Raw genomic sequence first — 25,801 nt, forward strand, 5'->3', positions numbered from 1 at the left:
GTTGCGTACGTCGTCCTCCTTGCGGACGTCGGCGTTGATGAATTCGGCCTGCGCTCCGGTGGCGCGCAGTTCTTCGGCGAGCGCCTTGCCGACATCGTCGCGTCGGCCGGAGACGACGACCGTCGCTCCCTTGTTGGCGAAGGCCACCGCGCTGGCGCGGCCGATGCCGGTGAGTGCTCCCGTGATCAGGACGACGGGCTGATTCATGATGTTGACTCCTGGGTTACTGCGCGTCGAGGAACAGTCGGGTGTGCTTGAGGAAGAGGTCGGGGTACTGGAAGTGGGCGCCGTGGTTGGCGTCGGGGTAGATGATCAGCTGGGCGTCCGGCAGGAACTGCTGGAGGATGTACGAGTTGATCGTCGCGATGATGATGCTCCGCGATCGTCGTCGCGTCCGTGAACCAGCACGCGGAAGCCCTCCGCTGCGAGCTTCAGGGCGGCCGCCTTGCCGATACCCGAGGTGGCACCGGTGACCAGCGCGCCGCGCAGTTTCGTTTCATCCAGGATCGTCATTGTTCTGCCTCTCCCGCGCTGGTTCGTGCCGCGCCCCTTCTGAAGACAACTTAGACAGACCGGTCTGGCCATGTCAACCCGGAGGCTGTGCCACGCCTGGTCTCGTCCGTATCAGGACCCGAGTCACTCCGACTAGGGCTTGGTCCACATGAATGCAGGTGAAAGGCATGCTGGCCGGGTGCCTGGAGTGCGGTTCCCGCAGCGCCTGAGCGCTTGGCCCGGCCCGCATCAGACCGCTCGGTCTAGGGAAAAGAGCCCTAGACCGAGCGGTCTGGTATTATTGGCGCATGGCCGAGGAAATGAAGACGCGGACGTCGGCCCGCGAACGACTGCTAGCCGCCGCCGACGAGCTGTTCTACGCCGAGGGCGTGAACACCGTGGGCATCGAGCAGGTGATCAAGAAGGCGGGCGTGGCCAAGGCCTCGCTGTACAACACCTTCGGCAGCAAAGAGGAGCTGGTGCGCGCTTATCTCCGCGGCCGTCACACGCGGACCCGCGAGCGCATGGCCCGGGAGCTCGAGGCGCGCTTCCGCACCCCGCGCGAGCGGTTGAGCGGGGTGTTCGAGGTGCAGGGACTGGTGTTCGCCGAGCCCGGATTCCGGGGTTGCGCGTTCATGTGCGCGAGCGCCGAGTCCGACACGAGCGAAGCCGTCGAGAAGGCGACCGAGGAGTACCGGCTCTGGATGCGCTCGCTGTTCCTCGACCTCGCCTACGCCGCGGGTGTCGCCGCACCGGAAGCCCTGGCCCAGCAATTGGTCATGATCTATGACGGGGCCGGAATCTCCGCATGGCTGGACCACGACTCGGGTGCCGCGAAGTCCGCTTCGGCCATGGCTGAGATCGTCGTCGACGCCGCGTTCGCAGCGGACGCCGCCGGGCAGGACGCCGCGAGGATGTAGCGCTAGCGTTCGGCGCGGCTCGCACACAGTTCGTCGAGCGCCTTCGCCGATGGGGATCCAGCGGCTGCGGTGCAGACAACCACCCGCAGGTCGCTGCGATAGGTGGTCAGGATGTCGCAGTCCAGCTGTAGTCGGCCCGCATAGGGGTGCTCGACGGTCTTGCGTTCCTGGTTGTAGATGCCGACGTGGCGTGTCTCCCACAGGCCGCGGAACCGGGCGCTGGACTCGCGCAGGTCCCCGACGAGGTGCGCCAGATGTTCGTCATGCGGATACCGGCCGGAGCTCGACCGGAGGTCCGCGACGACGGCCTCTTCGAATTCACCCGTTTCGGCGCGCGTGCGCATCACGCGCGAGGGCAGGCCGGTGAAATGGCGCCAGACCATGTTGCGCTCTCGCTCCGGACGTCGCAGGGGATCTCCGATCGCGGAGGCCCACATCGCGTTCCAGGCGACCGGGTTCCACCGTGCGTCGCAGACGATCGCGGGGCTCGCCGAGAGCTGCTGCACCATCCGGCGTACACCGTCAGGCACCGTGGGGGAGACGCGCATCCCGCCGGGCTCGAGCCGGCCGGCCAGGTGGAACAGGTACGACCGTTCCGCCTCGGTCAGACGCAGCGCGGCGGCGAGCGCGCCGAGAACCTGGGACGAGGGCGCACCCGCACGGCCCTGCTCGAGCTGGACGAGGTAGTCCGCCGACATTCCCGCGAGGCTCGCCAACTCCACGCGGCGCAGCCCGCGGGCGCGTCGGTGCCGTTCGACCGGAAGGCCGACTTGATCCGGGCTCAACCTATCCCGCCAGCGACGCAGCGTCGCCCCGAGTTCGTTGGACGAATCTGTCACGAATCCGATCGTACGATGCGGCATCGCCGCCGCCTTACCGATGTGGCTGAATGGTGGAGAAGACAGAGAAGATGGCGAGCCTGGATTTGAGCGAAGTCCGTCACGCGCCGCTCACCGGCGGCATGAACAGGAGTTGGGACATGAGTCAGTCCGAGACTGCGCGCCTGCGTCTGCTGGAGGATCCGGTCCTCAACCGCTCCACCGCCTACGACCAGGGTGAACGGACCCGGCTTGGGCTGCACGGCCTGCTGCCCTACGCCGTCGAGACCCTCGACCAGCAGGTGCTGCGGGCGTACTCCGCGTACGGCGACCAGCCGACCGATCTGGCGCGGCATATCAACCTTCGGGCGCTTCAGGACAACAACGAGACGCTGTTCTACCGGCTGCTGCGCGATCACGTCGAGGAAATGCTGCCGATCGTCTACACCCCGACCGTGGCCGAGGCCTGCCAGCACTTCAGCAAGATCTATCGCAGGCCCCGAGGTCTGTTCGTGGCCTACCCGGACCGCGAGCGCCTGGTGGAGATCCTGCGCAACCGTCCGCGCAAGGAGGTCGACGTGATCGTCGTGACGGACGGGCAGCGGATCCTCGGCATCGGCGACCAGGGTATCGGCGGGATGGGTATCCCGATCGGCAAGCTCTCCCTCTACACCGCGCTCGGGGGTATCGACCCGGCGAGGACCCTGCCGATCGTCCTCGACGTCGGCACCGACAACCCGCAACTGCTGGCCGACCCCGTCTACCTCGGCTGGCGCCACCCACGCGTCACAGGGGACGAATACGACGCGTTCATCGATCAGTTCGTCGCCGCGGTGCGGGCCGAACTGCCCGACGTGCTGCTGCAGTGGGAGGACTTCGCCACGCCGCATGCTCTGCCGATCCTCGAGCGCTACCGAGACCGGCTGCTGACGTTCAACGACGACATCCAGGGCACGGCGGCCGTGGCGATGGCCGCATTGACGGCCGGCTGCCGCATCGGCGGGATTCCCCTGCGGGAGCAGCGTGTCGTGATGCTCGGCGCGGGTTCCGCGGGCATCGGTGTATGCGAGCAGATCGTGCGCGCGATGGTCGCCGACGGCCTGAGCGAGCAGGCGGCACGTGAGAACATCTACGTCGTCGACATCCGCGGCCTGCTGACCACCGACCGCACCGACCTCGACCCGGCCCAGCGGCGACTGGCCCACGCGTCCGGCGAGGTGCCCGCGCCCGCCGATCTCGCGGCCGTCGTCGACGCGGTGAGCCCCACCGCCCTGCTCGGCCTCTCGACCGCGGCCGGCGCGTTCACCGAACAGATCGTGCGCGCGATGGCCGAGAAGTGCCCGCGGCCGATCATCATGCCGCTGTCGAATCCGACCAGTCGCAGCGAGGCCGCACCGCAGAATCTCCTTGACTGGACGGATGGACGAGCCCTGATCGCGACCGGCTCGCCCTTCCCGACGGCACAGTACGGCGGCCACGAAGTGCCCGTCGCCCAGTGCAACAACGTCTACATCTTCCCCGGCATCGGCCTCGGGGTCACCGCCGTACGCGCCACGCGCGTCACCGACGCCATGATGACCGCCGCGGCCCAGGCCGTCGCCGAGAGCGTCGAGGCCGCCGTGGACGTACCCGCCTTGCTCCCGGCGCGCACGCACCTGGCGGACACCGCCACCGCCGTCGCCGCGGCGGCCGCTCGAGCCGCGGTCGCGGACGGCATGGCGCCGCGGATGAGCGACCAGCAGATCGACCAGGCGATCGCAGCCACCCACTGGCACGCCGTATATCAGGAGCCGGAGACCCGGTGAGCGGCGCGGAGCGCGCGCCGAGGATGATGCTCAGGCCGCTGTCCGCCCGCCGTTCACACCGACGATCTGCCCCGTCATGAACCGGGCACGGTCGGACGCGAGGAACGTGATGACGTCCGCGATCTCCTCCACCTGGCCGAGCCGTCCGGCCGGCACAGTCGCGGACAACGTGGCCGCCCGCGCCTCGCCACCGGCGAAGCGGTTCAGCCCGCCGGTGGCCACCGGGCCGGGAGCCACGGCGTTGACGCGGATACCCTTGTCGGCCACCTCGAGCGCGGCGGAGCGGGTGAGGCCGTTCACCGCGTGCTTGCTCGCGGCATAAAGCGCGGCGCGCGGTCCGCCCCGCTCGCCAAAGGTCGACGAGAGATTGATGACCGAGCCGAAGCCCTGCTCCGTCATCACGCGCAGTTCGTGCTTCAGCGAGAAGAACAAGCCACGTACATTCGTGTCGAAGACCCTGTCGTACTCCTCGTCCGTCTGCTCGGTCACGAGTCCCGGGTTGCCGGTGAACCCGGCGTTGTTGACCGCGACATCAAGCCTGCCGAAGGTGCGGACCGTACCGTCGATCAGGGCTCGCACATCGTCCTCGATGCCGACGTCGGCCCGGATGAACTCGGCCTTCGCCCCGAGCGCCCGGAGCTCCTCGACCAGAGCCTTGCCCTCCTCGTCGCGCCGTCCCGAGACGACGACCGAGTCGTGATCGAGGGCGAAGGCCTTGGCGGTCGCCCGGCCGATGCCGGCCAACGCCCCGGTGACGATCACTACGCGCTCGCTCATGATGGTGCTCCTCCAGTCGCGCGCGTCCATGGCCGTGGCCGCCCAGCCGGTACAGCTGGGCCGACCGCATTGACTTCAACCTAGACCGACCTGTCTTTTTTCTCAAGCATGGCAGGGCGTGCTGGCGCACGTGCATCTGATTCACCTGTGCTTTTCCCTGATTTCTCGCTGGTTCGCGACTAGACCGATCGGGCCATTTCTCTAGACATGCGGGTAGCGTTGAATTGCCGGCGTCGGCCGGCGATGGGAGATGGAGAACCGTGGGCGCTTCGACCAACGAGTTCGGCGAGACGCTGCGCAGTTGGCGTGACCGGCTGCAGCCCGAGGAAGTCGGGCTGCCGACCGCGCCGCACCGGCGTGCGCGCGGGCTCAACCGCAAGGAACTCGCCCGGCTCGCCGGGATGTCGCCGGACTACCTCGTACAGCTCGAACAGGGCAGGGCGAACGCCCCATCGGTGCAAGTGCTCGCGGCGCTGGCCCGAGCGCTTCGCTTGACCGAAGCCGAACGTGCTCACCTGTTCCGGCTCGCCGCACAGCCGGCGCCCGACGATCGACAGATCAGCGCCGCGCTCCCGCACAGCGTGCGTCGGCTGGTGGAGCAGCTGTCGGCGAGCCCTGCGGCTGTCTACGACGTGCGCTGGAATCCGGTCGCGTGGAACGCGATGTGGGCAGCGGCGATATCCGACCCGCTCACGCGGCCCGTGCGCGAGCGCAATATGGCCTGGCGCGCCTTCGCCGGGCTGCCGACGCGCGTGGTGCGCACGGCAGCAGAGCAGCAGCAGGTCGAGGAAGCCATCGTGGCGGATCTGAGATCGAGCTCGGGCAGGTACCCGGGCGATCCGGGCCTTGTCGAGCTGATCACGGACCTGCGCGAGATCAGCCCGCGGTTCCGCGGCCTGTGGAGCGCCCGTCGCGTGGGCGTGTACGACCAGGAGCACAAGACCGTCGACCACCCCGAACTCGGCGTGCTCGAGGTCGACTGCGACATCCTCACCGCTCATCGCAACGACCTGCGGGTCGTGGTCTACACGGCCGTCCCCGGCAGCGCGTCGGCGAAGGCGTTGGACCAGCTCAGCGCGACGCTCAATGGGAGGCCACTGATCGACGGTCCGCATCCCCACGGGCCCGGGTGACGCCGGGCCCTGGCGGCGGGTTTCGAGGTCGGGGCGATCAGAGCCGGTCGGCGAACCAGTCGGCGACCAGTTGCCGTGCGGGATCGGAATCGTCCATGCTGCAGTGCTCGGCGCCGCCGTCCACGCCGTCGAACACCACGAGCCGCTTGTCGCTGGAGCCGGCGGCCTCGATCGCCCGCTCGGCATGCGTGAGCGGGATCATCGAGTCATCGGCGCCGTGCACGATCAGGAACGGCTGGGTCAGGTGGGGCAGCGCCTCGGCGAGGGTGAACGCCTTGACCTTGTCGATGGCCTCCTCCATCGTCTCGGTGCCCATCACCCACGGCAGCTGCCAGAACGGCACTGGGGTCGTCTTCGACCGGGTCTCCCAGCGGTGCCGCCACAGCTCGCCGTAGTCCCACACTCCGCCCCAGGCGGCGCACGCCTTGATCCGCGGTTCGAACGATGCGCCGCGCGGCGCGTAGTAGCCGCCCAGGCTGATCCCGAGCAGGCCGATCCGCGCCGGATCGATGTCGGAGCGGGTCTCCAGGAAGTCCACGACCGCCTTCGTGGGCACCTCGTAGTCCGGGCGCGATGCCACTCCGCGCAGCCGCAGCGGCTCCCCGGTACCCGGCGCGTCGACCACCAGGCAGGCGATGCCCCGATCGGCGAACTCCTCGCGGATGATGCAGTACAGCAACTCCTTGGTGACATCGAAGCCGTTGTAGAAGATCACGACCGGGGCGCGTCCCTGCATGCCGCGGGCCGGGATGAGCCATCCGGGCAAGATCCCGTCCGGAGAGTCGATCTCCACGCGCTCCAGCGGCCGCGGCATGGTCTCGACGGCCCTACCGAACGCGTCGAGCGCTTGCTGGTAGCTCGCGGCCTTCGCCGGGCCGGGCGCCGTCTGCCGCTCCCCGGTCAGGTAGTAATTCACGGCCCGCAGATAACGCTCGGATGCGCTGCGCCGGTAGCCGCGGCCCAGGTCCCGCTCCGCGTACGCGGCCTGCAGCGAACCCGCCTTGTCCCACGCCGTCGTCCACGCATCGGGATCCGCCTCCGCCTCGCGCAAGGGCGCGAGTTGGCGATCGATCTGGCCCAACTGCCCGCCGGCCGTGATGGACAACAGCACGGCCGAGGACCACATGTAGTTCTTCGGGAAGTACTTGAACACGACAGCTCCTTGATCGGCTCTATCCTCCGACAGATCGTATCCGTGGCTTTATGTGCCAAAACGAATAAAGATGGTGAAACCAGTACCACCCTGCGCGGCCCGTCATGACGTAGGGTCGGATGTATCGGAGTAAAAACGTGCTCTGGGGTCGAACAGCTGGCCGGCCAGGACGCGCGCGCACACGCGGTATCGGATGATCCGCCACTTCTTGCGTAGAAGGAGTGCGTCGTGAAGGCTGCACAGTTCAGTCGGTTTGGCGGCCCGGAGGTCCTTGAAATCGTCGATCTCCCCGATCCCCATCCCGGCGCCGGAGAGCTGCGCATCAAGGTACGAGCCGCTGGGGTCAACTCGAGCGACTGGAAAAAGCGTCAGGGCTTGATGGACCAGGAACTGCCGCAGACCTTGGGCTACGAGGCCGCGGGCGTCGTCGACGAGATCGGCGACGATGTCTCCGGTGTAGCAGTCGGCGACCGGGTGTTCGGAGCCTCGCCGTACGGAGCCGCCCAGGCGGAGCTGGCCGTACTGTCCTACTGGGCCCCGATCCCGGACACGCTCGACTATGCGAGGTCTGCGGCGATCCCCGCGGCGGCCGAGACCGCGGCACGTGCACTCGACCAGCTCGGCGTGACAGCGGGCAGCACCGTGCTCATCAACGGGGCCTCCGGCAGCGTCGGGAGTGCCGCTGTCCAACTCGCCGTGCAGCGCGGTGCACGCGTCATCGGCACGGGGAGTCCAGGTACGCACGACAACCTCCGCTTCCTGGGCGCCGAGCCGGTGGTATACGGCGACGCGATGACCGAACGAGTCCGGGCCATCGTGCCGTCAGGCGTCGATTTCGCGCTGGACGTGGCTGGCAGCGGCGTGCTTCCCGAACTCGTGAAACTGGCCGGCGCGCCCGAGCACGTGATCACGGTCGCCGACTTCCTCGGCGCGCAGCAGACGGGCGTCCGCTTCAGTCGCGGCGATACCGGCCGTGCCACCTATGCGCTGGCTCAGGTCGCTCGATTGGCCGAAGCCGGCCGGTTCTCCATCAAGGTCGGCCGGACCTTCCCCCTGGCCGACGTGGCCCAAGCGCACCGCGTCGGCGAAGCCGGAACCGTGCGCGGCAAACTCGTGCTGCTCGTGGACTGACTCGTCTTAAATAGACATATAGACCAACCCTCTGACACTTGACGCTGCGCAATCCCGCGTTCCAGTTCCCCGGGTTCCGTCTTTCGCGAGTAGCACGCCTCGCCTCGAATCATAGGATCCTGCTATGTCCCACTCGTCTGCCACGCGTGCTCGGGCCGCGATCGAGAGGCTGGCTCGGGCAACCGTGTCCGGCGACGAGTTCCAATGGTCCGCTGTGGACGAACTGCGTCGGATCGTCGGCTTCGGCTCGATGGGGGTCGCCGAAAGGCGACCGCCAGGTAGGGTCACGACCATGACTGCCTCATGGTCTCCGGACGAGCTGCGTCTCGTGAATGCGGCCGGGGAGTTGCAGATCGCTGTCAGGCGCTCCGACGGCAGCCTGCGGCGATGGGTGCCGATCTGGGTCGTGTGTGCCGGTGGGCAGGTGTACGTGCGGACCTGGTACCGACGGGACACCGGCTGGTTCGGTCATGCTCTGCGTTCACGCCGGGCACGTATTCGTGTGCCGGGTCTGGAAGCCGACGTCACCATCGACGATATCGGCGACGCGTCGACTCGAGTCACCACCGACGTCGACGCCGCCTACCGTACCAAGTACGGCGATGGTGGCGCCGGTTCGATGGTGACAGCCGCGGCCGCAGCAACCACCCTGCAGCTCAATCACGAGTAGCGCGGGGATATTCACCGCTCTTGGAGCCGCGAATAAGACTACGTACGTGCACGAGCGGCCAAACCGTTGCGCTGATTATCGGCGCCGATCCGAGAATCGGATACGAGATCACGGCCTGCCTCGGCACGCTCGGCTGGAGTGCCGGAGTCGCTCGGTTCGACGACTGGGAGGGCAGCTAGCTAGGTCGAGAAGCGACTAGCCGCTACGAGGCGCCGGTCCGGTGGAGCCGCGGACGATCAGCTGGGTGGCGAGCTCTACGTGGAGCGTGTCGATGGTGTGCCGGTCCACGAGCCGCATCAGCAGGCTGACCGCCATGCGGCCCATCTCCTCAAGAGGCTGACGCACCGTCGTGAGCGTCGGCTGCGTGCTGCGGCCCAGGTCGAGGTCGTCGAAGCCGGTGATCGAGAGGTCTTCGGGCACGCGCAGGCCGCGCTCGTAGGCGGCGCGCAGGGCGCCGGCGGCGGCCTTGTCGTTGAAGGCGACGATGGCGGTGGGGCGGCTCGGCAGATCGAGCAGCTCGCAGGCGGCCGTGTAGCCGTGCTCCGGGGTGGGTTCGATGCTGCGGACGAACTCGGGCGCGGGCAGGGTGCCGGTCTCGGCGAGCGCGGAGGTGTGGCCGACCATGCGCGAGTGGCTGGCCAGCCACTCGCTGGGACCGTTGATCACGCCGATGCGGCGGTGGCCGAGGCCGGCGAGGTGCGCGGTGACGCTTCGGGCACCGGCGGTGTGCGCGGCCGAGACGGCGGCGATGTCCGGGTGCAGCGGGGCCATCGGGTCGATCACCACGAAGTGCAGCCCGCGTGCTCGCAGGCCCTCGAGTTCCGCGCTCGGCTCCGGCGGCAGGATGAGTACCGCTCCGGCGACGGCTCGATCGTCGGGCAGCGACGCGAGCGGGATCGACGGTCGCGAGGCCTGGCCCGCTCCGAGCAGCAGGCGCCTGCCATGCAGGTCGAGGGTCTCAGCGACCGAGGACACGATGAGCCCGAAATAGTCGGTGAGCACGTACGGGCAGTGCACGTAGACGGCGCCCTCGGCGGATCCGCGGCGGGCCGGCGTGGGGGCCCCGAGCCGTTCGACCGCCCGGCGCACCAGCTCCCGCGTCTCGGGGGCGACCGGGACGCGGCCGTTCATCACCCGCGAGACCGTCGCGATCGACACCCCCGCCTCCGCGGCGATCGCCCGGACCGTGACCCTGCCACCCGGCAGCCTAGCCACGTGTTACACCATTCCGTTTCATGCTCGACAGCATATCGTTCTGGGTGCTCACGCTCCGGAGCGACGTGAAGCCTTGACAAGCCGCGAGGCCGAGGCTTAGCTATGCCTGAATTCGTTCCAGAAAATGTTTCATTCCGTTTCACGAGCAGGTTCGGGCCGTCCACGGTCCAGTCCTACCTCGACGAGGGAGGGACAGAGTTGTCCCGGAGCGCAAGAAGGATCGCCGCGATGACCATCGGCGTCGGGCTCGCGCCCACGGCCCGGGCCGCCGGACCCGCAGTCTCCGTCCGGGAGACCACCACCGATCAGAGCCGGTTGCTCGCCCCGCGGAGCGCAACGTCTCCACCTCCGCGGGCGGACCGCTGCTGCGATGGACCTGCTCCGGCGCCGACCCCGCGCAATCCTTCCAACTCCAGCCGACCTTCTAAGGACTCTTCACCATGCGCATGAGACCACTGAGAGAACACCGGGTCATGTTCGGGACCGTCGGTCTCATCGCCGCCCTCGGCGCGGCCACGGCCGGAACGACCGCCTCGGCGGCCACCGCCGGGAATGAGGCCGGGTCGCATGGTCGGAGCACCGCGGCCCAGGTCTGGATCAGCACGGCAAACGGAGCGGACAAGCTCAGCGACCTGGGCAAGGTCGAGTTCTCCACCGCGGCGAGCAGCGCGCCGACCGTCGTGGTCGACCCGACGCAGACCTTCCAGACGATGCAGGGCTTCGGCGCCTCGATCACCGACGCCTCCGCATCAGTGCTCTACCCGCTCCCGGCCGCGCAGCGGGCCCAGACCATGGCCTCGCTCTTCTCGCCGTCCACCGGCGACGGCCTGAACTTCCTGCGCCAGCCGATCGGCGGCTCCGACATGGTCGCAACCGCCCCCTACACGTACGACGACCTGCCCGCCGGACAGACCGACTACGCGATGAAGGACTTCAGCGTCGCGCACGACCAGGCCCAGATCCTGCCGCTGCTGCGCGAGGCCGAGCAATTCAACCCGAAGCTGCAGATCATGGCCACGCCGTGGAGCCCGCCCGCGTGGATGAAGACCTCTGGTTCCCTGATCGACGGCCGACTGATCGCGACGCCGCAGATGTACCAGTCGTACGCGCTCTATCTGCTGAAGTTCATCGAGGCTTACCGGGCCGACGGCGTGCGGGTGGACGCGATCACCATCCAGAACGAGCCGCAGAACCGGACCGCGGACACCTATCCGGGCACCGACATGCCCTCCTGGCAAGAGGCCGCGGTGATCGAGGACCTCGGCCCCATGCTCAAAGCAGCGCACCTCAGCACCGCGATCTTCGGCTACGACCACAACTGGGCCGAGCATCCCAACAACGTCGCCGGCACGCCGTCGGACGAGCTGATGGACATCAACGACTACCCGCAGCAACTGCTGAACTCACCCGCGGCCCAATGGATCACCGGCATCGCCGAGCACTGCTACTACGGCGACCCGAGCGACATGACCACTCTGCACAACGAGTACCCGGACAAGGCGATCTACGAGACCGAATGCTCCGGCAGCCAGTCCGCCGACCCCGCGAACACCTTCTCCGACACCCTCAAGTGGGACGCGCGCAACCTGGAGATCGGCTCGACGCGCAACTGGTCGAGCACGGTCGTCAACTGGGATCTCGCGCTCAACCCGCAGGGCGGCCCGCACGTCGGCGGCTGCGGCACCTGCACCGGCATCGTGACCGTGGGCCCCGGCGACACCGTCACCAACGACGCCGAGTACTACGCGCTCGGCCAGCTCTCCCGCTTCGTCCAACCCGGCGCGGTGCGGATCGGCAGCACCTCGTTCGGTACGACCGACTGGAACGGCGAGGTGGAGGACGTCGCGTTCATCAACCCCGACGACTCGACCGTGCTGGTGGCGCACAACGAGAACGACAGCGCGCAGGCCTTCGCCGTGCAGGAAGGTGACCAGCGCTTCACCTACACGCTGCCCGGCGACTCCATCGCCACGTTCGTCTGGCACGGCCACCTCGCGGGCCCGCACCCGCTCCAGCAGGTCACCCCGACCGGCTGGACCGCCACCGCGAGCCCCGCGACCACCGGCTCCGACGCCGTGGCCAACGCGGTAGACGCCGATGCCAGTACCCGCTACTCGACGGACGCCGGGCAGGCCTCCGGCCAGTACCTCCAGGTCGACTTCGGCAAGCGGATCCCCGCCCGCCAAGTCGTCTTCGACACGGGAGCCTCCACCGGCGACTACCCGCGCGGTTACGCCGTCGAGGTGAGCACGGACGGCACGAACTGGACGACCACCGTGGCCGCAGGCACCGGAACAGGCCAGTTCACCACCGTCCCCCTGGACGGCGCCCCGATCCGCTACGTCCGCATGACCCTGACCGGCTCAAGCGGCAGTTGGTGGAGCATCGCCGACGTCCGCGCGTACGTCTCGGGCGGCCGCTACTAGGGACTGTCCCCTGGGTCTGGTCCGGCTGGGTGTAAGAACGCAGGGTTCGTAGCGGGCGGCGCGTGAGACTCCGCCCGCTATGCGGGCTGAGCGAGTCGTAGCAGCCGCTCCGCGGTGCCGTGCGCGAGCTTTTCGAGGTCTGTGGGGCTTAGCGGTGTGCTGGTGAGGAAGTCGACTGCCTGGGTGGTGGATTCGTAGGGGTAGTCGACGGCGAACATGATGTTGTCGATGCCGGCCGCGAGGATGGCGCCGAGCAGGGCGCTGTGCGTCATCACGCCGCTGGTGGTGATCCAGAAGTTCTCGGTGAAGTATTCATGGCGGGCACGGCGAACGCTTCTTCCATGGCGATGATCTTCACGGCAGGCCCCCTCGGTAAATAAGAGACAAAAGAGTTTCTAAGCCACGCTACACCCCCGGCTTGCCGGGCGCGCGCGGTGTAGCGTGAAAGGTAAGAAACCAATCCGTACCTTAATGAGGAGCGAGCCTTGAGCGGCGCCGACCCGGCACGCGTCCCCCTGGTGGATGTGCACGCCCACTTCCTGACCGACCGCTACATCCAGGAGGCGACGGCCGCCGGACACGCCCAGCCCGATGGCGCGCCCGGCTGGGCCGGCTGGAGCGCCGCGCAGCATCTGGAGCTGATGGACCAGTGGGGCATCGCCGCCTCCGTCCTGTCCATCTCCTCTCCCGGCGTCTCCTTCGGCAGCCCGGAGGCCAGCCGCTTGCTCGCCCGGCACATCAACGAGACCGGAGCGGAGCTCCGCCGCGCCCACCCCGGCCGCTTCGGCCATTTCGCCTCGTTGCCGCTGACAGACATCGACCACGCCCTCGCGGAACTGGAGTACGCACTCGACCAACTGGGTGCCGACGGCGTGACCACTGAGAGCAATCTGGGCGGCAGGTACCTCGGGAACCCGCACTTCGCCCCGTTGCTCGCCGAACTCGACCGACGCGCCACCCCCGTATTCGTCCACCCCACCTCGCCGCCGAACGCCAAGGACGTGGCCCTCGGTCTCCCCAGCGCCGTGCTGGAATTCCCCTTCGAGACCACCCGCACCGTCGCGGACCTCGGCATCCACCAGCGGTTCCTGAGCTACCCCCGCATCCCTTGGATCTTCACCCACGGCGGCGGCGCGCTGCCACTGCTCACCGATCGCCTGGAGTTCTTCCGAAGCGCCTTCGCAGGACCCGAGGACACCACCACGCCCCTGACCGAGCAGGTTGCCCGGCTGTGGTTCGACATGGCAGGCACCCCGTTCCCGCACCAGATCCCCGGGCTCGTCCAGGCGTTCGGCAGCGAGCACGTGCTCTACGGGAGCGACTACTGCTGGACCCCGCCGCCGTTCGTCGCTGCGCAGCTCGCCTCACTGGAGAGTGCCGCGCAGCCGGAGGGCGACACCTGGCGCGCACTGACCACCCGCAACGCGCAGCGGCTCTTCCCGCGTCTCAAGGGCCTCGCCTGACGCCCGCCTGCCACCTCGTCAGCGGGGGGCGGTCGCCAGGGGCAGCAGGATCTCATCGACCAGAGCCTCGATCTCCGCGTCCGGGATCGGGCCGAGGGTCATGTGCTTCAGGATGATCATGCCCGTGCCCACGCTCGCGACCCGCTCGGTCACGGCCTCCGGCGCCGCCTCGCCCCGTTCGGCGGCGGCTCGCAGGATGCCGAGCATGGCCTGCAGACGCGGCTGCACGATCAGCCGGTAGACCTCGGCGTACAGTTCGGGATGGCGGGGGCGCTGCGTCATCAGCGGGCGCAGCGCCCGGCCGCGCGGCTCGTCCAGCGCACGGGCATATTCCCTCAGCACCTCGACCAGGTCGTTGCGCAGCGAACCGGTGTTCGGTTCCAGCGGAGCGCCGAAGCCCGCGCCGGGATCCGTGAGCGCTTCAAGCACCAACTCCGCCGGGGTCCGCCAGCGCCGGTAGAGAACCGCCTTACCCGTGCCCGCCCGCGCGGCGATCTTGTCGAAGCTCAGCTCCTCCAGGCTGGTGTCCGCGAGTTCGCAGAGCGCGGCCAAGTGGATCGCCCGCACCAGCGACTGCCCACGCCGCCGCGTGACGGGCGCGGGCGCATCACCGGATTTCATTCCTCCTGTTTATCCGCCCGAAGGCCCCGTGTCGAACCGGCGGGCCGCCGATCACGGCTCTGAGCCCTGGACGTTCCGAAAGCACCGCGTCCTCGAGATCGGAAATGCCCCGCATCAGGATTCTTCGCCGCGCAGCCATTCCACAGCCATCGCTCCGGCGAATCCGATGAAGGCGTCCCGCGCAGGGACCTGACCGCGGGCATCAACCGCCCGGGTGAAGACGGCGACGGCATACCGGCCGGCGCCGTCGAACTCGACGACGCCCACTTCGTCGCGGATCGCCGGGAGCGTGCCGGTCTTCCCCGACACGCGGACGTCATCGCGGGCGAATCCGGCCCGCAGCCGATGCGGCCACACCTGGTGGCCCAGCCGGCGCCGGACATCGGCGCAGGCTGCCGACGGCGCGGCCTCGTCCCGCCAGATCAGGCTCAGTAGGAGGGTGGTCTCCTCCGCGGTGGTCGATTCCGCCCGCGGCGGCCTGCCTGGCCGGCTCCACCGCCATCGGCACCTTCACCACCGATGCCGTGACCACGGACCGGTCCGCGCCGATCCCGAGCTCCGGACCGCCGTCCACGGGACGGGCGTGCGGCCAGACCGTGACCCCGGCCGCGTCCGCGGCGGCTTCGATCTCGGCGATGGTGTCTTCGCGTGTGCCCATGGCTCTCTCGTCCTGGGCGATCGGGTGCGATTAGGATCAGTTCGCGTGAATGAGAAGCCTGAGGTTGTCCGTCGGTTCAATATTCGAGTTCCGTTGCGGGACGGGGTCACGCTCGCGGCGGACGTGGTCCGGCCCGCGTCTGGTCCGGCGCCCGCCATCGTGGCGCGGACGCCGTACGGCCGGTACGGCAAGCACCAGTCCGAGCGGGCCGCCCGCTATGCCCGCGGCGGGTACGCGTACGTGAGCGTGGATGTGCGTGGGCGGGGTGACTCGGACGGGGTCTTCGAGCCGTACCGCAACGACGGTGTGGACGGGGCCGACGTGATCGAGTGGGTTGCCGGCCAGGAATGGTGCTCGGGTGAGGTGGCAACTTACGGCGGCAGCTACCCGGGCCGGATCCAGTGGCTGGCCGCGCTGCACAAGCCGGCCGCGCTGCGAGCGATGGTGTGCATGGTGACGCCGAGCGACCCGTTCGTGGAGACCCCGACCGGGCTGCCCGGGCCGATGCACATCTACTGGCACCGGATGGTCGACGGCCGGATGCTGCAGTACGCCGACGATGTGGACTGGACCGCGGTCTACCGGCACCGGCCGGTGGCCACGATGGATGAGGCGGCCGGGTTCGTCTCGGCCAGCTGGCGAGCCGAGGTCGCGCACACCACGTTGGACGAGTGGTGGGAGCCGGTGCGCTACCAGCACCGCATCGCAGAGGTCGAGGTCCCGGTGCTGCACGTTTCCGGCTGGTACGACGATGAGCAGATCGGGACCCCGGCCAACTACGCGGCCATGGTGGCTGCCGGACGGTCCGGTCAGCGGCTGCTGATGGGCCCGTGGGGTCACGCGGTGAACACGACCAGGAAGCTGGGGGAGGTGGATTTCGGCCCGGACGCGCTGATCGACTTGGACGCGCGGGTGCTGGCGTTCCTGGATGAGCACGTGCGCGGCATCGCGCCGGACGAGCCGCCGGTGCCGGTGCGGATCTTCGTGATGAACGCAGGCCCGCAGGCTGCCGGCGAGTGGCGGGACGAGCAGTCCTGGCCGCCGGCCGACGCGAGCCCGACGGTGCTGCACTTGTCCAGTGACGGGCGGGCCAACAGCCGGTTCGGTGACGGGCGGCTGCTGTCGGGGCAGATCACCGTCGAGCAGCCGCCGGATGAGTGGACGCACGACCCGGACCGCCCGGTGCCGTTCGTCACCGAGGAGAGCAGCAATCAGATCGGCGGCCCGGACGACTATCTCGGCATCGAGTCCCGCGGCGACGTGCTGGTGTACACCTCCGACCAGTTGACCGAGCCGCTGGAGGTCATCGGCCCGGTCACGGTGATCGCCCACGTGGCCACCGACGCCGCCGACACGGACATCACGGCGAAGCTGATCGACGTGCACCCGGGCAACTTCGCTCAGCGGCTGTGCGACGGGATGGTGCGGCTGCGCTATCGGGAAGGGTTCGGCCAGGCCCGGCCGGTCACCCCCGGCGAGGTCTACGAGGTGGAGATCGCCTTGTGGGATACCTGTATCCGGCTGCCGGCCGGACACCGTCTGCGGCTGGAGATCGCCTCCTCGGCGTTCCCGAAGTTCGATGTCAACCTGGGCACCGGCGGACCCCTGGGCACCGAGACCGAGGGCGTGATCGCCACCAACCGCATCTGGCACACCGCCGAGCGGCCCTCCCGGCTGATCCTGGGCGGCCGACCCGGCTGACTGGCTGAGGAGAGTAGCTCAGGGGACTGCCAGCGGCCGCCCCCGGACAGGCCCGGATAGCGGCCCGCCGACGCGGCCGCGCACGATCAGCGGGGGTGCCCCTAATCTTCTTCGTCAAACGGGACGGCGGGAGCTGGGCAGGTGGAACGTCCCGTCTTTGAGCATGGCGACGATGACGTCGGAGCGGCGTCGGGCGAGGCGGATCAGGGCCCGGCGCTCGCGTCGCCGATCTCTGCCAGGATTCGTGCTCCGGTCCCGAGCACGATTCCCGGCATGGAGGTCAACAGAGCGATCTGCGCCGACGAAGAAGCCTCCCGCTTGGTGGCAGGGGGCTTCGTCGCGTAGGCCTTGCTGGGTCGAACCAGTGAAGCGCCCCGGCTTTCATCGAGGCCGGGGTCGCCGGCTTCGGTCGGTTACAGGGGGCTTAGATGGAAGCGCAGTGGTTGGTTTTGTACTGTGCGGGTGACGTCACCGAAAGCGCGGTGCATGCGGTGGTGGCGTACTGCCCTCGTTGGTCTCGGCTTCATGCGCGTCTGAGGCCGCGCAGGATTTTGCCCTCCGTGCTCAGGTAGCCGGTCTTGTAGTCGTAGCGCGGCGTGTTCGAGAAGATGAGCCACAGGTACTTGAAGTTCTCGGCGAACGAGTAGGCGGGGAACAGGTCGCCCTGGACCATCGGGCGCGTCGTGACGTCGTTGATGATCGTGTAGCCGTGCGGCGTGCGGTTGTATGTCTTCATGTTCTGGAAGTAGTCGTACGAAGTGGTCTTATACACGTCGGATCGCAGCTGTACGTAGAGGTCGAATGCGGCGTTGAGGTACTCGGGCCGCAGCTGGTTGCCCTTCGACAGCGCCGCGAGCGTGGTGTAGTCGATCTCCTCGGGCAGTACCGGGTATTGCGACGCCACGTTCGCCCACGTGCGGTAGTAGGACTCGCCGAGTGCGACGTCGCCGCCGTGCGCGAGAACCTCGCCGTAGAACGCGGCGAGCTCGGATTGGTCGCGGCTGACGAGTTCGCCGGTCGTGAAGTCCACCTGCTTGAACCACGTGTAGCCGTTGTAGTCCTCGACCAGGTACTTCTTGAAGGCGGCGGTGAACATCCGGTACCAGTCCAGGCAGTCCTGGTCCCGGAACATCGCCCAGCCGCCCCACAGGTACTCGTAGAACGAGTCGACTGGCGGGTTCGGCGCCTGGTCGGTCGAGTCCGCCCACGCTCCGGTCTCGATGTTCAGGTATGACGCGAGCAGATCGAGCGACGAGCGGCGCTCGACCACGGCCTTGTAGGCGGTCTTGGCGGCCTGGTAGTACTTCGGATCCCCGGTGAGCTGTGAGAGCAGGCCGAATTCGAGGATGTTGGTGCCGATCTCGGCGATCGGCGGGGTGTTGCCGGACAGGGCGCCCGTCGCGAGGTTGACGTACTGGTAGGGCATGCCGGTCGGCGACTTGGTGAACGCGGGCAGCACCAGGTCGCCCGCCTGTACCGAGAGCCTGAGCAGCTCGGGGTCGCCGGTCGCGAGATATCCGGCTTCCAGCCCGCCCAGAACCCTGATGATGAACTCGAAGACGTGGAAGTCCCCGTCGATCTCGAAGTTCAGGTTGTTCTTGATCCAGTCGACGCCGAGCGCGAGCTCGTCGTCGAGGCCCATCACGTAGAGGGTGTCGAGGGCTTCGATGATGGAAAGCCCGATGGGATGCCCGGAGACGAAGAACTCGGAGTAGGTGCCCGAGAGCGGCATCACCTGGTCGTGTCCCCAGGCGAACTGCTTGTATCCGTTCCAGGCGTGCAGGAACTCGGTGCGGACATCGGCGGCGATCTCCTGGTCCGGCGGCAGCGAAGTGCCGCCCGATCCGGTGGCCGCATAGGCGTTTCCCGGCATGCCGAACGCCGCCGCGGCGGCGGCCGCGGACGTGCCGAGCAGGAACTGACGACGGGATGGTTTCAGTGGGTACATCCGGTCCTCTCCGCATGACAACGATGTCATCCTTCTGCGACATCATCTGCGCGGACCCGGCCGATGTCAACGAGGAGCGCGGCGCGGAGCCTCGCATTCTGATTCTGACGCTTGTTCAGCTCATCAGGGACGCGCCACGGACGCGTTGGCGTAGAGAGTTGACGGGGTCTCGTCGTGGCGCGTCTTGAAGGACTTGATGAAGTGGCTACTGCCGGTGAACCGCCCGGGATCCGTCCACGGCTGCCAGATCGGTCCAGATAAGTCCGCCGTATGAGTCCGCCGTCTGTGAGCCGGAGCCCAACCGGATGCGGCGGACGAAGAGCGGCGCGATTCACTCGACCGGAACCCTGGGGTGGATCGTGAGGCGGACGGCAGGATCGTGGCTTCGGCCTGACCCTGCACCGCCGACTGGCTCGCCCACTACCCGCAGGGTCGCGTCGTGCCGGTCGCCGACGACTTGGAAGTCTCCCGCCGAACACTCATCGAGATCGGCGAGCTTGAGCTGATCGCCACCCAGGGTCCTGGTACACCAGTGGTCTGACAATCCCACCCGGCTCAGATCTCGGTTCCGGTCACGACCTCGCCGTCGACCGGCCCTTGCTCGCCCCGCCCTTCTTCTTCTTCGGCGGCAGGTTGGCGACGAAGTCCAGCGCGCCGGCCACCCACCCGGTCAACTCTTCGCCTTCAAGGGCGCCGGGCCCGACGAAGACCATGCCCTTCGAAGGCCGACTGGTGAAATCCATGATCCGCACGTGCGGACGCTTGAGCGCCGCGTCCGCCGCATCGGGCCCGAGCCGCGCCATGAGTTCGTCGCCGACGATCCCAACGAGCATGTTGCCGTCGAGCATGAACGCCAGACCGCCGAACATCTTGCGCTCGGTCACCCGTTCAACGACGTCAGCGGGCAACGACTCGCGTACCCGCTCCGCCAAGTCCTCATCGAACGCCACGGGCTCTAGTGTCGATCGTCGTACGGCGCACGGCAACCGATGGCGTTCGGCCCGACGCGCCCTATCGGGGACCGCGAATCGCCTTCGTGCTCGTGCGACGTGCTCCCAGATCACACATTCCTCGACATCGTCGTTGACCAGTCCCATGGCCTGCATGAACGCGAAGAGCGTCGGTGGGGCGCGACACGCTGGATCGCGCCGGGCTGCACCTGCTCGCGGACTTTCCACCCCAGGCTGCAGCGCGCTGAATCGAGCGTTGGCGACAGCGGCAAGATCAGGTCGGGGGCGTGGACGTAGGCTTGTGCCGTGAACTCGCGGGATGACGTTGTGTCGGTGCGCGATCCGGTCTCGGTCGAGTGGATTGCCGCGTTGACGGGGGCCGCGGCCGAGCGCGCGCAGGGCGAAGCCCGGCTGCACGAGATGCTGGTGCGCGTCGCGCTCGGTGAACTGCGGCGGCGGCGGGCCACGGCGCCCTGGCTTGCCGGGGTGGAGTTGGACGATGTGGCCCACCAGGCCGCGGCGGACGCGATGCTCGCGATCCTACGCAAACTCGACAGCTTCCGCGGCGAGAGCCGGTTCACCACCTGGGCCTACAAGTTCGTGATCCTCGAGGTCTCGGCGAAACTCGGCCGGCACTACTGGCGGGTGCACCCGCAGGTCTCGCTCGAGGCCGAATCCTGGGAGCGGTTGCCGGACCGGATCGGTGTGGACCCGGGCGAGCACGCGGAGCGGGCCGACCTGGTGCGCGCGGTGCGGCACGCGGTGGATGAGACGCTCACCGCCCATCAACGGCGCGTGTTCTCCGCGGTCGTCCTCGATGCGGTACCGCTCGATGCGGTAGTCGAGCGGTACGGCACGAACCGGAACGCGATCTACAAGGCGCTCTTCGACGCCCGCCGCAAGATCCGGGCCTACTTGGTGGCAGCCGGCTACCTCGAGCGTGAAGGGAGGGGCGGGCGATGAACGGTCGGGAGCGGTTGGAGCGCTTCCTCGGCACGGATCCGGCGGACATCGGATGCGAGGAGGCGATGGAGGTGCTGCACGTGTACGTCGACCTGGTCGCCGCCGGGCAGGATGCCGCCGGTGCCTACCCGGGTGTGGCCGCGCACCTGGCGGTGTGCGGCCCATGCGGAGCGGACTTCGAGGGCCTGCTCGCGGCGGTCACGCAGGCCTAGCCGCGGCAGGGTCTTCGGCCTCCCAAACCGCCCCGGTCTCCTGCCCGCCGAGCCGCTCGAGCAGCCCGGCGGCCGATTCCTCGGGGCTGATCAGTTCGCCGGCCGCGGCGAAATGGGTGAACCTGCCGTGCAGGGCCGCGCCGATACGGGCCGGATCCTGTGCGCGGATCCACTCCTGCATCGCGGTCTCCACCCGCCCCGGCCGGTAGACGTTGACGGTCACTCCGGTGCCGCGCACTTCCGCGGCGAGATTGATCGTATGCGCCTCGAGCGCCGCCTTCGTCGCGGCGTAAGCGTTGCCGCGCGGCATCGCCTCGGGCCGGGCCGCGATCCCGCTCGAGACGTTCACGACCCTCCCCCAGCCGGCGTCCGTCATCCCGGGCAGCACGGCGGTGGTCAACGCGATCGGGGCGAAGACGTTGACCTCGAACGCCCACCGCAGTTCCGCGGCGGGGATCTCGGTCGTGGCACCTAACGGCTCGACCGTCGCAGCGTTGTTCACCAGCACGTCGATGCGGCCGCGGGCCAGAGCGATCTCGATCGAGCGGGTGCGCTCCTCCTCCTGCGCCAGATCCGCCGTGATCACCAACGCGCCGCCACGCGCGAGACCGCGTTCGGCCAGCAACGCGCGGGTCTCCTCGAGCTGGTCCGCCGAGCGCGCGAGCAGGATCAGGTCTGCGCCGGCATCCGCAAGGCCGAGCGCCACCGCCCGCCCGATCCCGCGCCCGGCACCGGTCACCAGTGCGGTCCTGCCCGCCAAAACGTCCGTCATCACTACCTCCGTCGTTCCACGCCACGCGACTTCGAGCCCTCGGCCGGATCCGGGTGCCCATGGTGTTCGCGTCACCGGGCCCAGCGAGTCTTACCACTCTCGTCGGTGGGCGGCGTCGCGATTTCTCTGGCGGCCGGTAAGACATGGCGGCCACCGTGACGCGAAGAAGGTTGACCATCCACGCAGCGGATCGGCGGCGATCGGCCCGTCCACCGCGAACTTTCGAAGGAAGGCCAGCCATGGCTCTGCTCAATCCCGGTGACCGGTTCCCGCGCCTGTACGTCCACACGGTCGACGGCGCGGACCTCGACCTGCCCGATTCCCTCGCCGGGTCCTTCGCTGTCGTGCTGTTCTACCGCGGGTCGTGGTGCCCCTACTGCAACGCGCAGTTGCGCGCGTTCGAGCGCGCCCAGGACAAGTTCACCGAGGCCGGAATCAGGGTGATCGCGCTGTCGGTCGACGACGAGCCGACCACCAAGGCGCTGGCCGTCAAGCTCGACCTGGGCTTCCCGCTCGGCCACAGCGCGGACGCACGCGAGGTGGCCGAGCTCACCGGCGCGTTCGTGAACCCGGACCCGGTCTACCTGCAGTCCACCGGCTTCGTCCTCGACCCCGAAGGCAAGATCGTCGTCAGCGTGTACTCCAGCGGCGCGATCGGCCGGCTGGTGCCCGACGACGTGATCGGCCTCGTGCGCTACCTCAAGGAACACTCCGCGTGAGGCAGCCTGGGTCGGCTGACCGGTGTGGCGCAACAAGGTCCTCGACAAGACGCGGACCGATCGACGCGGCTTATGACCGCGATTGGGGAACAGGTCTGGGATGACCGGATGTACCTGCCGCGAGGCTCAGGTTGACGGTGGTGGTGATGTCGACATGACAACCACCAGTTGACGAGAAGTCAGGAGCAGCGGACGCGTATCGGTCTGGTGGTAAGTACAAAGTGCCCGCATCGGGGCGTAGCCGGGTTACTGACATCCACGGCAAGGTGATCCGGCCGCCTCGGGGCCTGCGGCACCGACATCGCAGCCAGCGTCCAGCGAAGCCGCTCGGCTCCGGGTCGCCTTCGTTCAGCGCTGCATACATCCCACCCCCACCCGTGCCGGTGCCTGCGCCTGCGCCGGTGCTCGGCGGCGAGGCGGAGCTCTACCAGGGTCTTGACCGGCCCAGTGCTACACAGCAGTGCGTCGGCCTAGCTCGAACAGGACGTTCCCTCGGGCATAGAAGCAGTCGTAGAAGCCCTGGCGAAAGCTGACCAGCACGCCGAGCGGGTCGGCAGCCGAGACGTGGGCGAAGACACGGGACACGGCGACCTCCGTTTACGCCGGGTGCAAAGATACTCCCAGCGTGCACGGCGGTCGCCGTCTACGTCCCGGAAGACACCAGTTCACCTGCGGAAACGTGCATCGAGGCTAAAGAACGAGCTGAGGAGAGACATCGTGAAGCTTCTGCTCACCTCCGGCGGCATCAACAATGCGAGCATTCACGACGCGCTGATAGAACTGCTGGACAAGCCGATCGCCGAGTCAAACGCGCTGTGCATTCCGACGGCGCAGCACGGCCACCCGATGTGCACGCCCGCTTCGGTCTGGCGGTTCATCGCCGGGCAGGGCTCCGCTACTCATATGTGCGCCCTGGGCTGGAAGTCGATGGGCGTTCTCGAACTCACCGCCCTGCCCACCATCGACAAGGAGCGGTGGGTCCCGTGGGTCCGGGAGGCCGACGTCCTGCTGGTGGACGGCGGCGAGGCGACGTACCTGGCCCACTGGATGCGGGAGACGGGGATGGCGGACCTCTTGCCGTCGCTGTCCGACACGGTCTGGGTGGGGGTGAGCGCCGGAAGCATGGTGCTGACTCCCCGCATCGGCCACGAGTTCGTCAAATGGACGCCGCCCACCGGCGGAGACAGCACCCTCGGCGTCGTCGACTTCTCGATCTTCCCGCACCTGGACTACGAGGGCTGGTCGGAGAACACCATGGCCGAGGCTGAACGGTGGGCCGCCGACATCGCGGGTCCGTCGTACGCCATCGACGAACAGACGGCGATCAAGGTGACCGACGGCATCGTCGAGGTCGTCTCCGAGGGAAACTGGAGACTGTTCAACCCGAGGCTGAGATGCGGTAGGCACTCGAACGGGTCTCCGAACTGATCGAGACCGGCGAGATGAGCGCACACCAGCCCGAGTAGCGGCTGTACTGGGACACCTGGCGTACGCCCTGATCTCCGGCGGGGACTAGGCGGCCGGATCGCGAGCGCGATACGTGAGGTACTGGTCCCGAATACCGCTCGTCTGTCGATTCGATCAGTGCGCGTCGCCGTTCCCTCCACGGGGCAAATCTGCCGTGATCGCTGCACGGTCGACCTCATCGGCGTGAACCGTGCCAGGTGCAAGCGTCGGCTCACTGTGGGGCCAGCCGAGAGATCCGGGAGCTGGTCGTCGTGGGGTACGTGCGGGTGCCGTCAGAGCAAACGGTGAACCAGACCTCTTCCGCATCGGAGGAGAACTCTATACGAAGTGATCCACTGACGAACCACCGACAACAATCAAGAAGCCGGTCCCCTCAACTCCTGGAGACCGGCTCTGACCTGCATTGACGCGAGTGGACGATGCTGGGATTGAACCAGTGACCTCTTCCGCGTTCCGGAAGCGGCCAGCGGTTCAATCACCGGTGTCTGAACGCTCCGGGATCGGTCCGAACAGTGGACAGGGCTCGGGGCGCTTCACCCGCCGTGGCAGCACCGCACCTTTCATCCGGCGAAACGCGTGTGGCGCCCTCCGACTCGGAGGGCGCCACACGCGTTCTTGATCAACTCACTGAAGCACCGTTAGCGCTTCAGGGCTGCGAATCCACGGCTTACAAGCTCGCGGCGCGGCCGCGGATTCACAGTCACGGAGCAGCGCTGCCGCTTAACAGCTACGGCAGGCTCCACTGCTGGTTGGAGGTGTTGGCGCAGTCCCAGATCTGGACCTGGGTGCCCGAGCCGCCGGAGCCGGTGTCGTCGAGGCACTTGCCGGAGTTGGGATTCAGATATTCGCCGTTGGACTGGTGTTGCCAGACCTGGGCTCCGGTTCCGTTGCACGTGTACAGCTGCACGAGCGCACCGTTAGCCGTGCCCGCGCCTGCGACGTCGAGACACTTGCCGAGAGCCTGCAGCTGGTTGCCGCTGGTGAGCGTCCAGGACTGCGCGGTAGTGCCGTTGCAGGTGTAGACCTGGACCGGAGTACTGTCCGTGGAGGTGGCGCCGCGCACGTCGAGGCACAGGCCCTGGTAGCCGGTCACCGGACCGGAACCGGACGGCGGCGGGGTGCTGCCGCCGGAGCCCGGGGTGCCGCTCCAGGTGAAGGTCGCGCTCGTCGCACTCGGCAGCGAGTAGCTGAACGTCTCGTTGCCCCAGTTGACGTGCACCGTCTGGGTCGCGCCGCTGCCGTTGTAGGCAACCAAAGCCTTCGAGCCGTCCGGGTTGATCCAGGCGACGTTCGGCACGGTGCTGCTGGCGGTCGAGTCGATCCGGAAGGCGCCGGGCTTGACGAACTTCGTCAGCTGGCCCATGTCGTAGTACTCGACGGTGTAGTCGACCTGCCCGCTGCGGCTGTCGCCGTTGTGCACGGTGATCAGGCCGGTGCAGGTGCCGCAGCCGCCGTTGTGCGGACCCATGTTCTGGTCCACCGCGAGGCTCCACTTGACCACCGACTGACCCCAGTTGCGGGTGTAGTCGATGATGTTGTTCATGTCCTCGTTCTGCTGGTTGGCGATCCAGGTGCCGCCGGAGTGCTCGGTGTCGAACTGGCCGATGGTCGGGTACTGATTGTGCACCGTGGTCTGCTCGGCGGCACTGCCCTCGTCATAGCCGTGCCAGGCGACGCCGCCGAACAGCGGGTCGTTGCGCACGGCCGCGTCGTCGACCTCCTGCTGGGCGTAGCTGGCGTAGTTGCTCCAGTTCCAGTCCAGCGCGAGGTCCTTGGTGGTGATCCCC

At 68.1% G+C, this 25,801-nt stretch carries 26 protein-coding genes and 2 pseudogenes; 13 read left to right on the forward strand and 15 right to left on the reverse strand.

The genetic code is table 11. The annotated features are described in order from the left end of the window. Positions 1 to 207: SDR family NAD(P)-dependent oxidoreductase (locus VG296_RS09060; RefSeq protein WP_325565070.1), on the reverse strand; the 207-nt coding region annotated here is incomplete at its 3' end. 105 nt (positions 208 to 312) lie between these two features. Further along, positions 313 to 513 (reverse strand): SDR family NAD(P)-dependent oxidoreductase, encoded by a 201-nt coding sequence (locus VG296_RS09065; protein ID WP_325565071.1) that lies wholly within the window; start codon positions 511 to 513, stop codon positions 313 to 315. 287 nt (positions 514 to 800) lie between these two features. Here VG296_RS09065 and VG296_RS09070 point away from each other — a divergent pair, with 287 nt between their 5' ends. Then, complete coding sequence (locus tag VG296_RS09070; protein ID WP_325565073.1) at positions 801 to 1,412, forward strand: TetR/AcrR family transcriptional regulator; 612 nt, start codon at positions 801 to 803, stop codon at positions 1,410 to 1,412. A 2-nt stretch (positions 1,413 to 1,414) separates the two neighbouring features. Here VG296_RS09070 and VG296_RS09075 read toward each other — a convergent pair whose 3' ends face one another. Then, entirely contained in the window at positions 1,415 to 2,251 is an 837-nt protein-coding gene (locus VG296_RS09075; protein ID WP_325565075.1) for a helix-turn-helix domain-containing protein, read from the reverse strand. 140 nt (positions 2,252 to 2,391) lie between these two features. Here VG296_RS09075 and VG296_RS09080 point away from each other — a divergent pair, with 140 nt between their 5' ends. Beyond that, positions 2,392 to 4,035, forward strand: a complete 1,644-nt coding sequence (locus tag VG296_RS09080; protein ID WP_325565077.1) for an NAD-dependent malic enzyme — start codon at positions 2,392 to 2,394, stop codon at positions 4,033 to 4,035. 30 nt (positions 4,036 to 4,065) lie between these two features. Here the strand turns inward: VG296_RS09080 and VG296_RS09085 are convergent, their stop codons facing one another. Beyond that, a complete protein-coding gene (locus VG296_RS09085) occupies positions 4,066 to 4,812 on the reverse strand; it encodes a glucose 1-dehydrogenase (RefSeq protein WP_325565079.1) in 747 nt (248 codons plus the stop codon). 260 nt (positions 4,813 to 5,072) lie between these two features. Between VG296_RS09085 and VG296_RS09090 the strand changes: the two genes are divergently transcribed. Continuing rightward, positions 5,073 to 5,945 (forward strand): helix-turn-helix domain-containing protein, encoded by an 873-nt coding sequence (locus VG296_RS09090; protein ID WP_325565081.1) that lies wholly within the window; start codon positions 5,073 to 5,075, stop codon positions 5,943 to 5,945. Between the two features lie 37 nt (positions 5,946 to 5,982). Here the strand turns inward: VG296_RS09090 and VG296_RS09095 are convergent, their stop codons facing one another. Beyond that, positions 5,983 to 7,098 (reverse strand): alpha/beta hydrolase, encoded by a 1,116-nt coding sequence (locus VG296_RS09095; protein WP_325565083.1) that lies wholly within the window; start codon positions 7,096 to 7,098, stop codon positions 5,983 to 5,985. 228 nt (positions 7,099 to 7,326) lie between these two features. On the opposite strand from VG296_RS09095, the gene VG296_RS09100 reads away from it, so the two are divergent. Together VG296_RS09100 and VG296_RS09105 are read left to right on the forward strand one after the other, a co-directional pair. Continuing rightward, a complete protein-coding gene (locus tag VG296_RS09100; RefSeq protein ID WP_325565085.1) occupies positions 7,327 to 8,229 on the forward strand; it encodes an NADP-dependent oxidoreductase in 903 nt (300 codons plus the stop codon). Positions 8,230 to 8,413: 184 nt separating this feature from the next. Continuing rightward, positions 8,414 to 8,899: a DUF2255 family protein gene (locus VG296_RS09105; protein WP_325565087.1), complete on the forward strand. Its 486-nt coding sequence runs from the start codon at positions 8,414 to 8,416 to the stop codon at positions 8,897 to 8,899. A 195-nt stretch (positions 8,900 to 9,094) separates the two neighbouring features. Here VG296_RS09105 and VG296_RS09110 read toward each other — a convergent pair whose 3' ends face one another. Beyond that, positions 9,095 to 10,114, reverse strand: coding sequence for a LacI family DNA-binding transcriptional regulator (locus VG296_RS09110; RefSeq protein WP_325565089.1), 1,020 nt, complete (start codon positions 10,112 to 10,114; stop codon positions 9,095 to 9,097). Between the two features lie 440 nt (positions 10,115 to 10,554). On the opposite strand from VG296_RS09110, the gene VG296_RS09115 reads away from it, so the two are divergent. Next, positions 10,555 to 12,540, forward strand: a complete 1,986-nt coding sequence (locus VG296_RS09115) for a glycoside hydrolase family 30 beta sandwich domain-containing protein (RefSeq protein ID WP_325565091.1) — start codon at positions 10,555 to 10,557, stop codon at positions 12,538 to 12,540. Positions 12,541 to 12,617: 77 nt separating this feature from the next. On the opposite strand, the gene VG296_RS09120 is transcribed toward VG296_RS09115, so the two are convergent. After that, positions 12,618 to 12,830 (reverse strand): amidohydrolase family protein, encoded by a 213-nt coding sequence (locus tag VG296_RS09120; protein ID WP_325565120.1) that lies wholly within the window; start codon positions 12,828 to 12,830, stop codon positions 12,618 to 12,620. Between the two features lie 195 nt (positions 12,831 to 13,025). Here VG296_RS09120 and VG296_RS09125 point away from each other — a divergent pair, with 195 nt between their 5' ends. Further along, complete coding sequence (locus VG296_RS09125) at positions 13,026 to 14,003, forward strand: amidohydrolase family protein (protein WP_325565093.1); 978 nt, start codon at positions 13,026 to 13,028, stop codon at positions 14,001 to 14,003. 18 nt (positions 14,004 to 14,021) lie between these two features. On the opposite strand, the gene VG296_RS09130 is transcribed toward VG296_RS09125, so the two are convergent. From VG296_RS09130 to VG296_RS33175, 3 genes and pseudogenes are all read right to left on the reverse strand, one after another. Then, entirely contained in the window at positions 14,022 to 14,624 is a 603-nt protein-coding gene (locus VG296_RS09130; RefSeq protein ID WP_325565095.1) for a TetR/AcrR family transcriptional regulator, read from the reverse strand. A 114-nt stretch (positions 14,625 to 14,738) separates the two neighbouring features. Then, a pseudogene (locus VG296_RS33170) lies at positions 14,739 to 15,086 on the reverse strand (serine hydrolase); the annotation flags it as partial. A 52-nt stretch (positions 15,087 to 15,138) separates the two neighbouring features. After that, a pseudogene (locus VG296_RS33175) lies at positions 15,139 to 15,282 on the reverse strand (hypothetical protein); the annotation flags it as partial. A 93-nt stretch (positions 15,283 to 15,375) separates the two neighbouring features. Between VG296_RS33175 and VG296_RS09145 the strand changes: the two are divergent. Beyond that, a complete protein-coding gene (locus VG296_RS09145) occupies positions 15,376 to 16,983 on the forward strand; it encodes a CocE/NonD family hydrolase (protein WP_325565098.1) in 1,608 nt (535 codons plus the stop codon). Between the two features lie 141 nt (positions 16,984 to 17,124). Next, entirely contained in the window at positions 17,125 to 17,328 is a 204-nt protein-coding gene (locus VG296_RS09150) for a hypothetical protein (protein WP_325565100.1), read from the forward strand. Positions 17,329 to 17,506: 178 nt separating this feature from the next. On the opposite strand, the gene VG296_RS09155 is transcribed toward VG296_RS09150, so the two are convergent. Both VG296_RS09155 and VG296_RS09160 read right to left on the reverse strand, forming a co-directional pair. Next, positions 17,507 to 18,931, reverse strand: a complete 1,425-nt coding sequence (locus VG296_RS09155; protein ID WP_325565102.1) for a glycoside hydrolase family 47 protein — start codon at positions 18,929 to 18,931, stop codon at positions 17,507 to 17,509. 572 nt (positions 18,932 to 19,503) lie between these two features. Continuing rightward, positions 19,504 to 19,881, reverse strand: a complete 378-nt coding sequence (locus VG296_RS09160; RefSeq protein ID WP_325565104.1) for a TfoX/Sxy family protein — start codon at positions 19,879 to 19,881, stop codon at positions 19,504 to 19,506. 306 nt (positions 19,882 to 20,187) lie between these two features. On the opposite strand from VG296_RS09160, the gene VG296_RS09165 reads away from it, so the two are divergent. Together VG296_RS09165 and VG296_RS09170 are read left to right on the forward strand one after the other, a co-directional pair. Then, entirely contained in the window at positions 20,188 to 20,844 is a 657-nt protein-coding gene (locus VG296_RS09165) for a sigma-70 family RNA polymerase sigma factor (RefSeq protein WP_325565106.1), read from the forward strand. Further along, positions 20,841 to 21,056 (forward strand): hypothetical protein, encoded by a 216-nt coding sequence (locus VG296_RS09170; RefSeq protein ID WP_325565108.1) that lies wholly within the window; start codon positions 20,841 to 20,843, stop codon positions 21,054 to 21,056. The genes VG296_RS09165 and VG296_RS09170 overlap by 4 nt, the downstream gene beginning before the upstream one ends. On the opposite strand, the gene VG296_RS09175 is transcribed toward VG296_RS09170, so the two are convergent. Beyond that, the gene (locus tag VG296_RS09175) at positions 21,043 to 21,828 is read right to left on the reverse strand and encodes an SDR family oxidoreductase (RefSeq protein ID WP_325565110.1); all 786 of its coding nucleotides are present in this window, start codon (positions 21,826 to 21,828) and stop codon (positions 21,043 to 21,045) included. The two genes, VG296_RS09170 and VG296_RS09175, sit on opposite strands and share 14 nt — an antisense overlap. A 239-nt stretch (positions 21,829 to 22,067) precedes the next feature. Here VG296_RS09175 and VG296_RS09180 point away from each other — a divergent pair, with 239 nt between their 5' ends. Beyond that, the gene (locus tag VG296_RS09180; RefSeq protein ID WP_325565112.1) at positions 22,068 to 22,547 is read left to right on the forward strand and encodes a peroxiredoxin family protein; all 480 of its coding nucleotides are present in this window, start codon (positions 22,068 to 22,070) and stop codon (positions 22,545 to 22,547) included. A gap of 450 nt (positions 22,548 to 22,997) precedes the next feature. On the opposite strand, the gene VG296_RS09185 is transcribed toward VG296_RS09180, so the two are convergent. Beyond that, entirely contained in the window at positions 22,998 to 23,132 is a 135-nt protein-coding gene (locus VG296_RS09185) for a hypothetical protein (RefSeq protein ID WP_325565114.1), read from the reverse strand. Positions 23,133 to 23,264: 132 nt separating this feature from the next. On the opposite strand from VG296_RS09185, the gene VG296_RS09190 reads away from it, so the two are divergent. Then, positions 23,265 to 23,975, forward strand: coding sequence for a Type 1 glutamine amidotransferase-like domain-containing protein (locus VG296_RS09190; RefSeq protein ID WP_325565116.1), 711 nt, complete (start codon positions 23,265 to 23,267; stop codon positions 23,973 to 23,975). Positions 23,976 to 24,741: 766 nt separating this feature from the next. Here the strand turns inward: VG296_RS09190 and VG296_RS09195 are convergent. Beyond that, a partial coding sequence (locus VG296_RS09195; protein WP_325565118.1) for a ricin-type beta-trefoil lectin domain protein occupies positions 24,742 to 25,801 on the reverse strand: 1,060 nt, incomplete at its 5' end.

The organism is Actinospica sp. (genome assembly GCF_035552695.1).
In the GTDB taxonomy this organism is placed as follows: Bacteria; Actinomycetota; Actinomycetes; order Streptomycetales; family Catenulisporaceae; genus Actinospica.

Bases quoted from the DNA above. Each gene is read 5' to 3' on its own strand.
- VG296_RS09070 (WP_325565073.1), top strand. From the start codon at position 801: ATGGCCGAGGAAATGAAGACGCGGACGTCGGCCCGCGAACGACTGCTA.
- VG296_RS09130 (WP_325565095.1), bottom strand. From the start codon at position 14,624: ATGAAATCCGGTGATGCGCCCGCGCCCGTCACGCGGCGGCGTGGGCAG.
- VG296_RS09180 (WP_325565112.1), top strand. From the start codon at position 22,068: ATGGCTCTGCTCAATCCCGGTGACCGGTTCCCGCGCCTGTACGTCCAC.
- VG296_RS09170 (WP_325565108.1), top strand. From the start codon at position 20,841: ATGAACGGTCGGGAGCGGTTGGAGCGCTTCCTCGGCACGGATCCGGCG.
- VG296_RS09175 (WP_325565110.1), bottom strand. From the start codon at position 21,828: ATGACGGACGTTTTGGCGGGCAGGACCGCACTGGTGACCGGTGCCGGG.
- VG296_RS09080 (WP_325565077.1), top strand. From the start codon at position 2,392: ATGAGTCAGTCCGAGACTGCGCGCCTGCGTCTGCTGGAGGATCCGGTC.
- VG296_RS09155 (WP_325565102.1), bottom strand. From the start codon at position 18,931: ATGTACCCACTGAAACCATCCCGTCGTCAGTTCCTGCTCGGCACGTCC.
- VG296_RS09085 (WP_325565079.1), bottom strand. From the start codon at position 4,812: ATGAGCGAGCGCGTAGTGATCGTCACCGGGGCGTTGGCCGGCATCGGC.
- VG296_RS09065 (WP_325565071.1), bottom strand. From the start codon at position 513: ATGACGATCCTGGATGAAACGAAACTGCGCGGCGCGCTGGTCACCGGT.
- VG296_RS09115 (WP_325565091.1), top strand. From the start codon at position 10,555: ATGCGCATGAGACCACTGAGAGAACACCGGGTCATGTTCGGGACCGTC.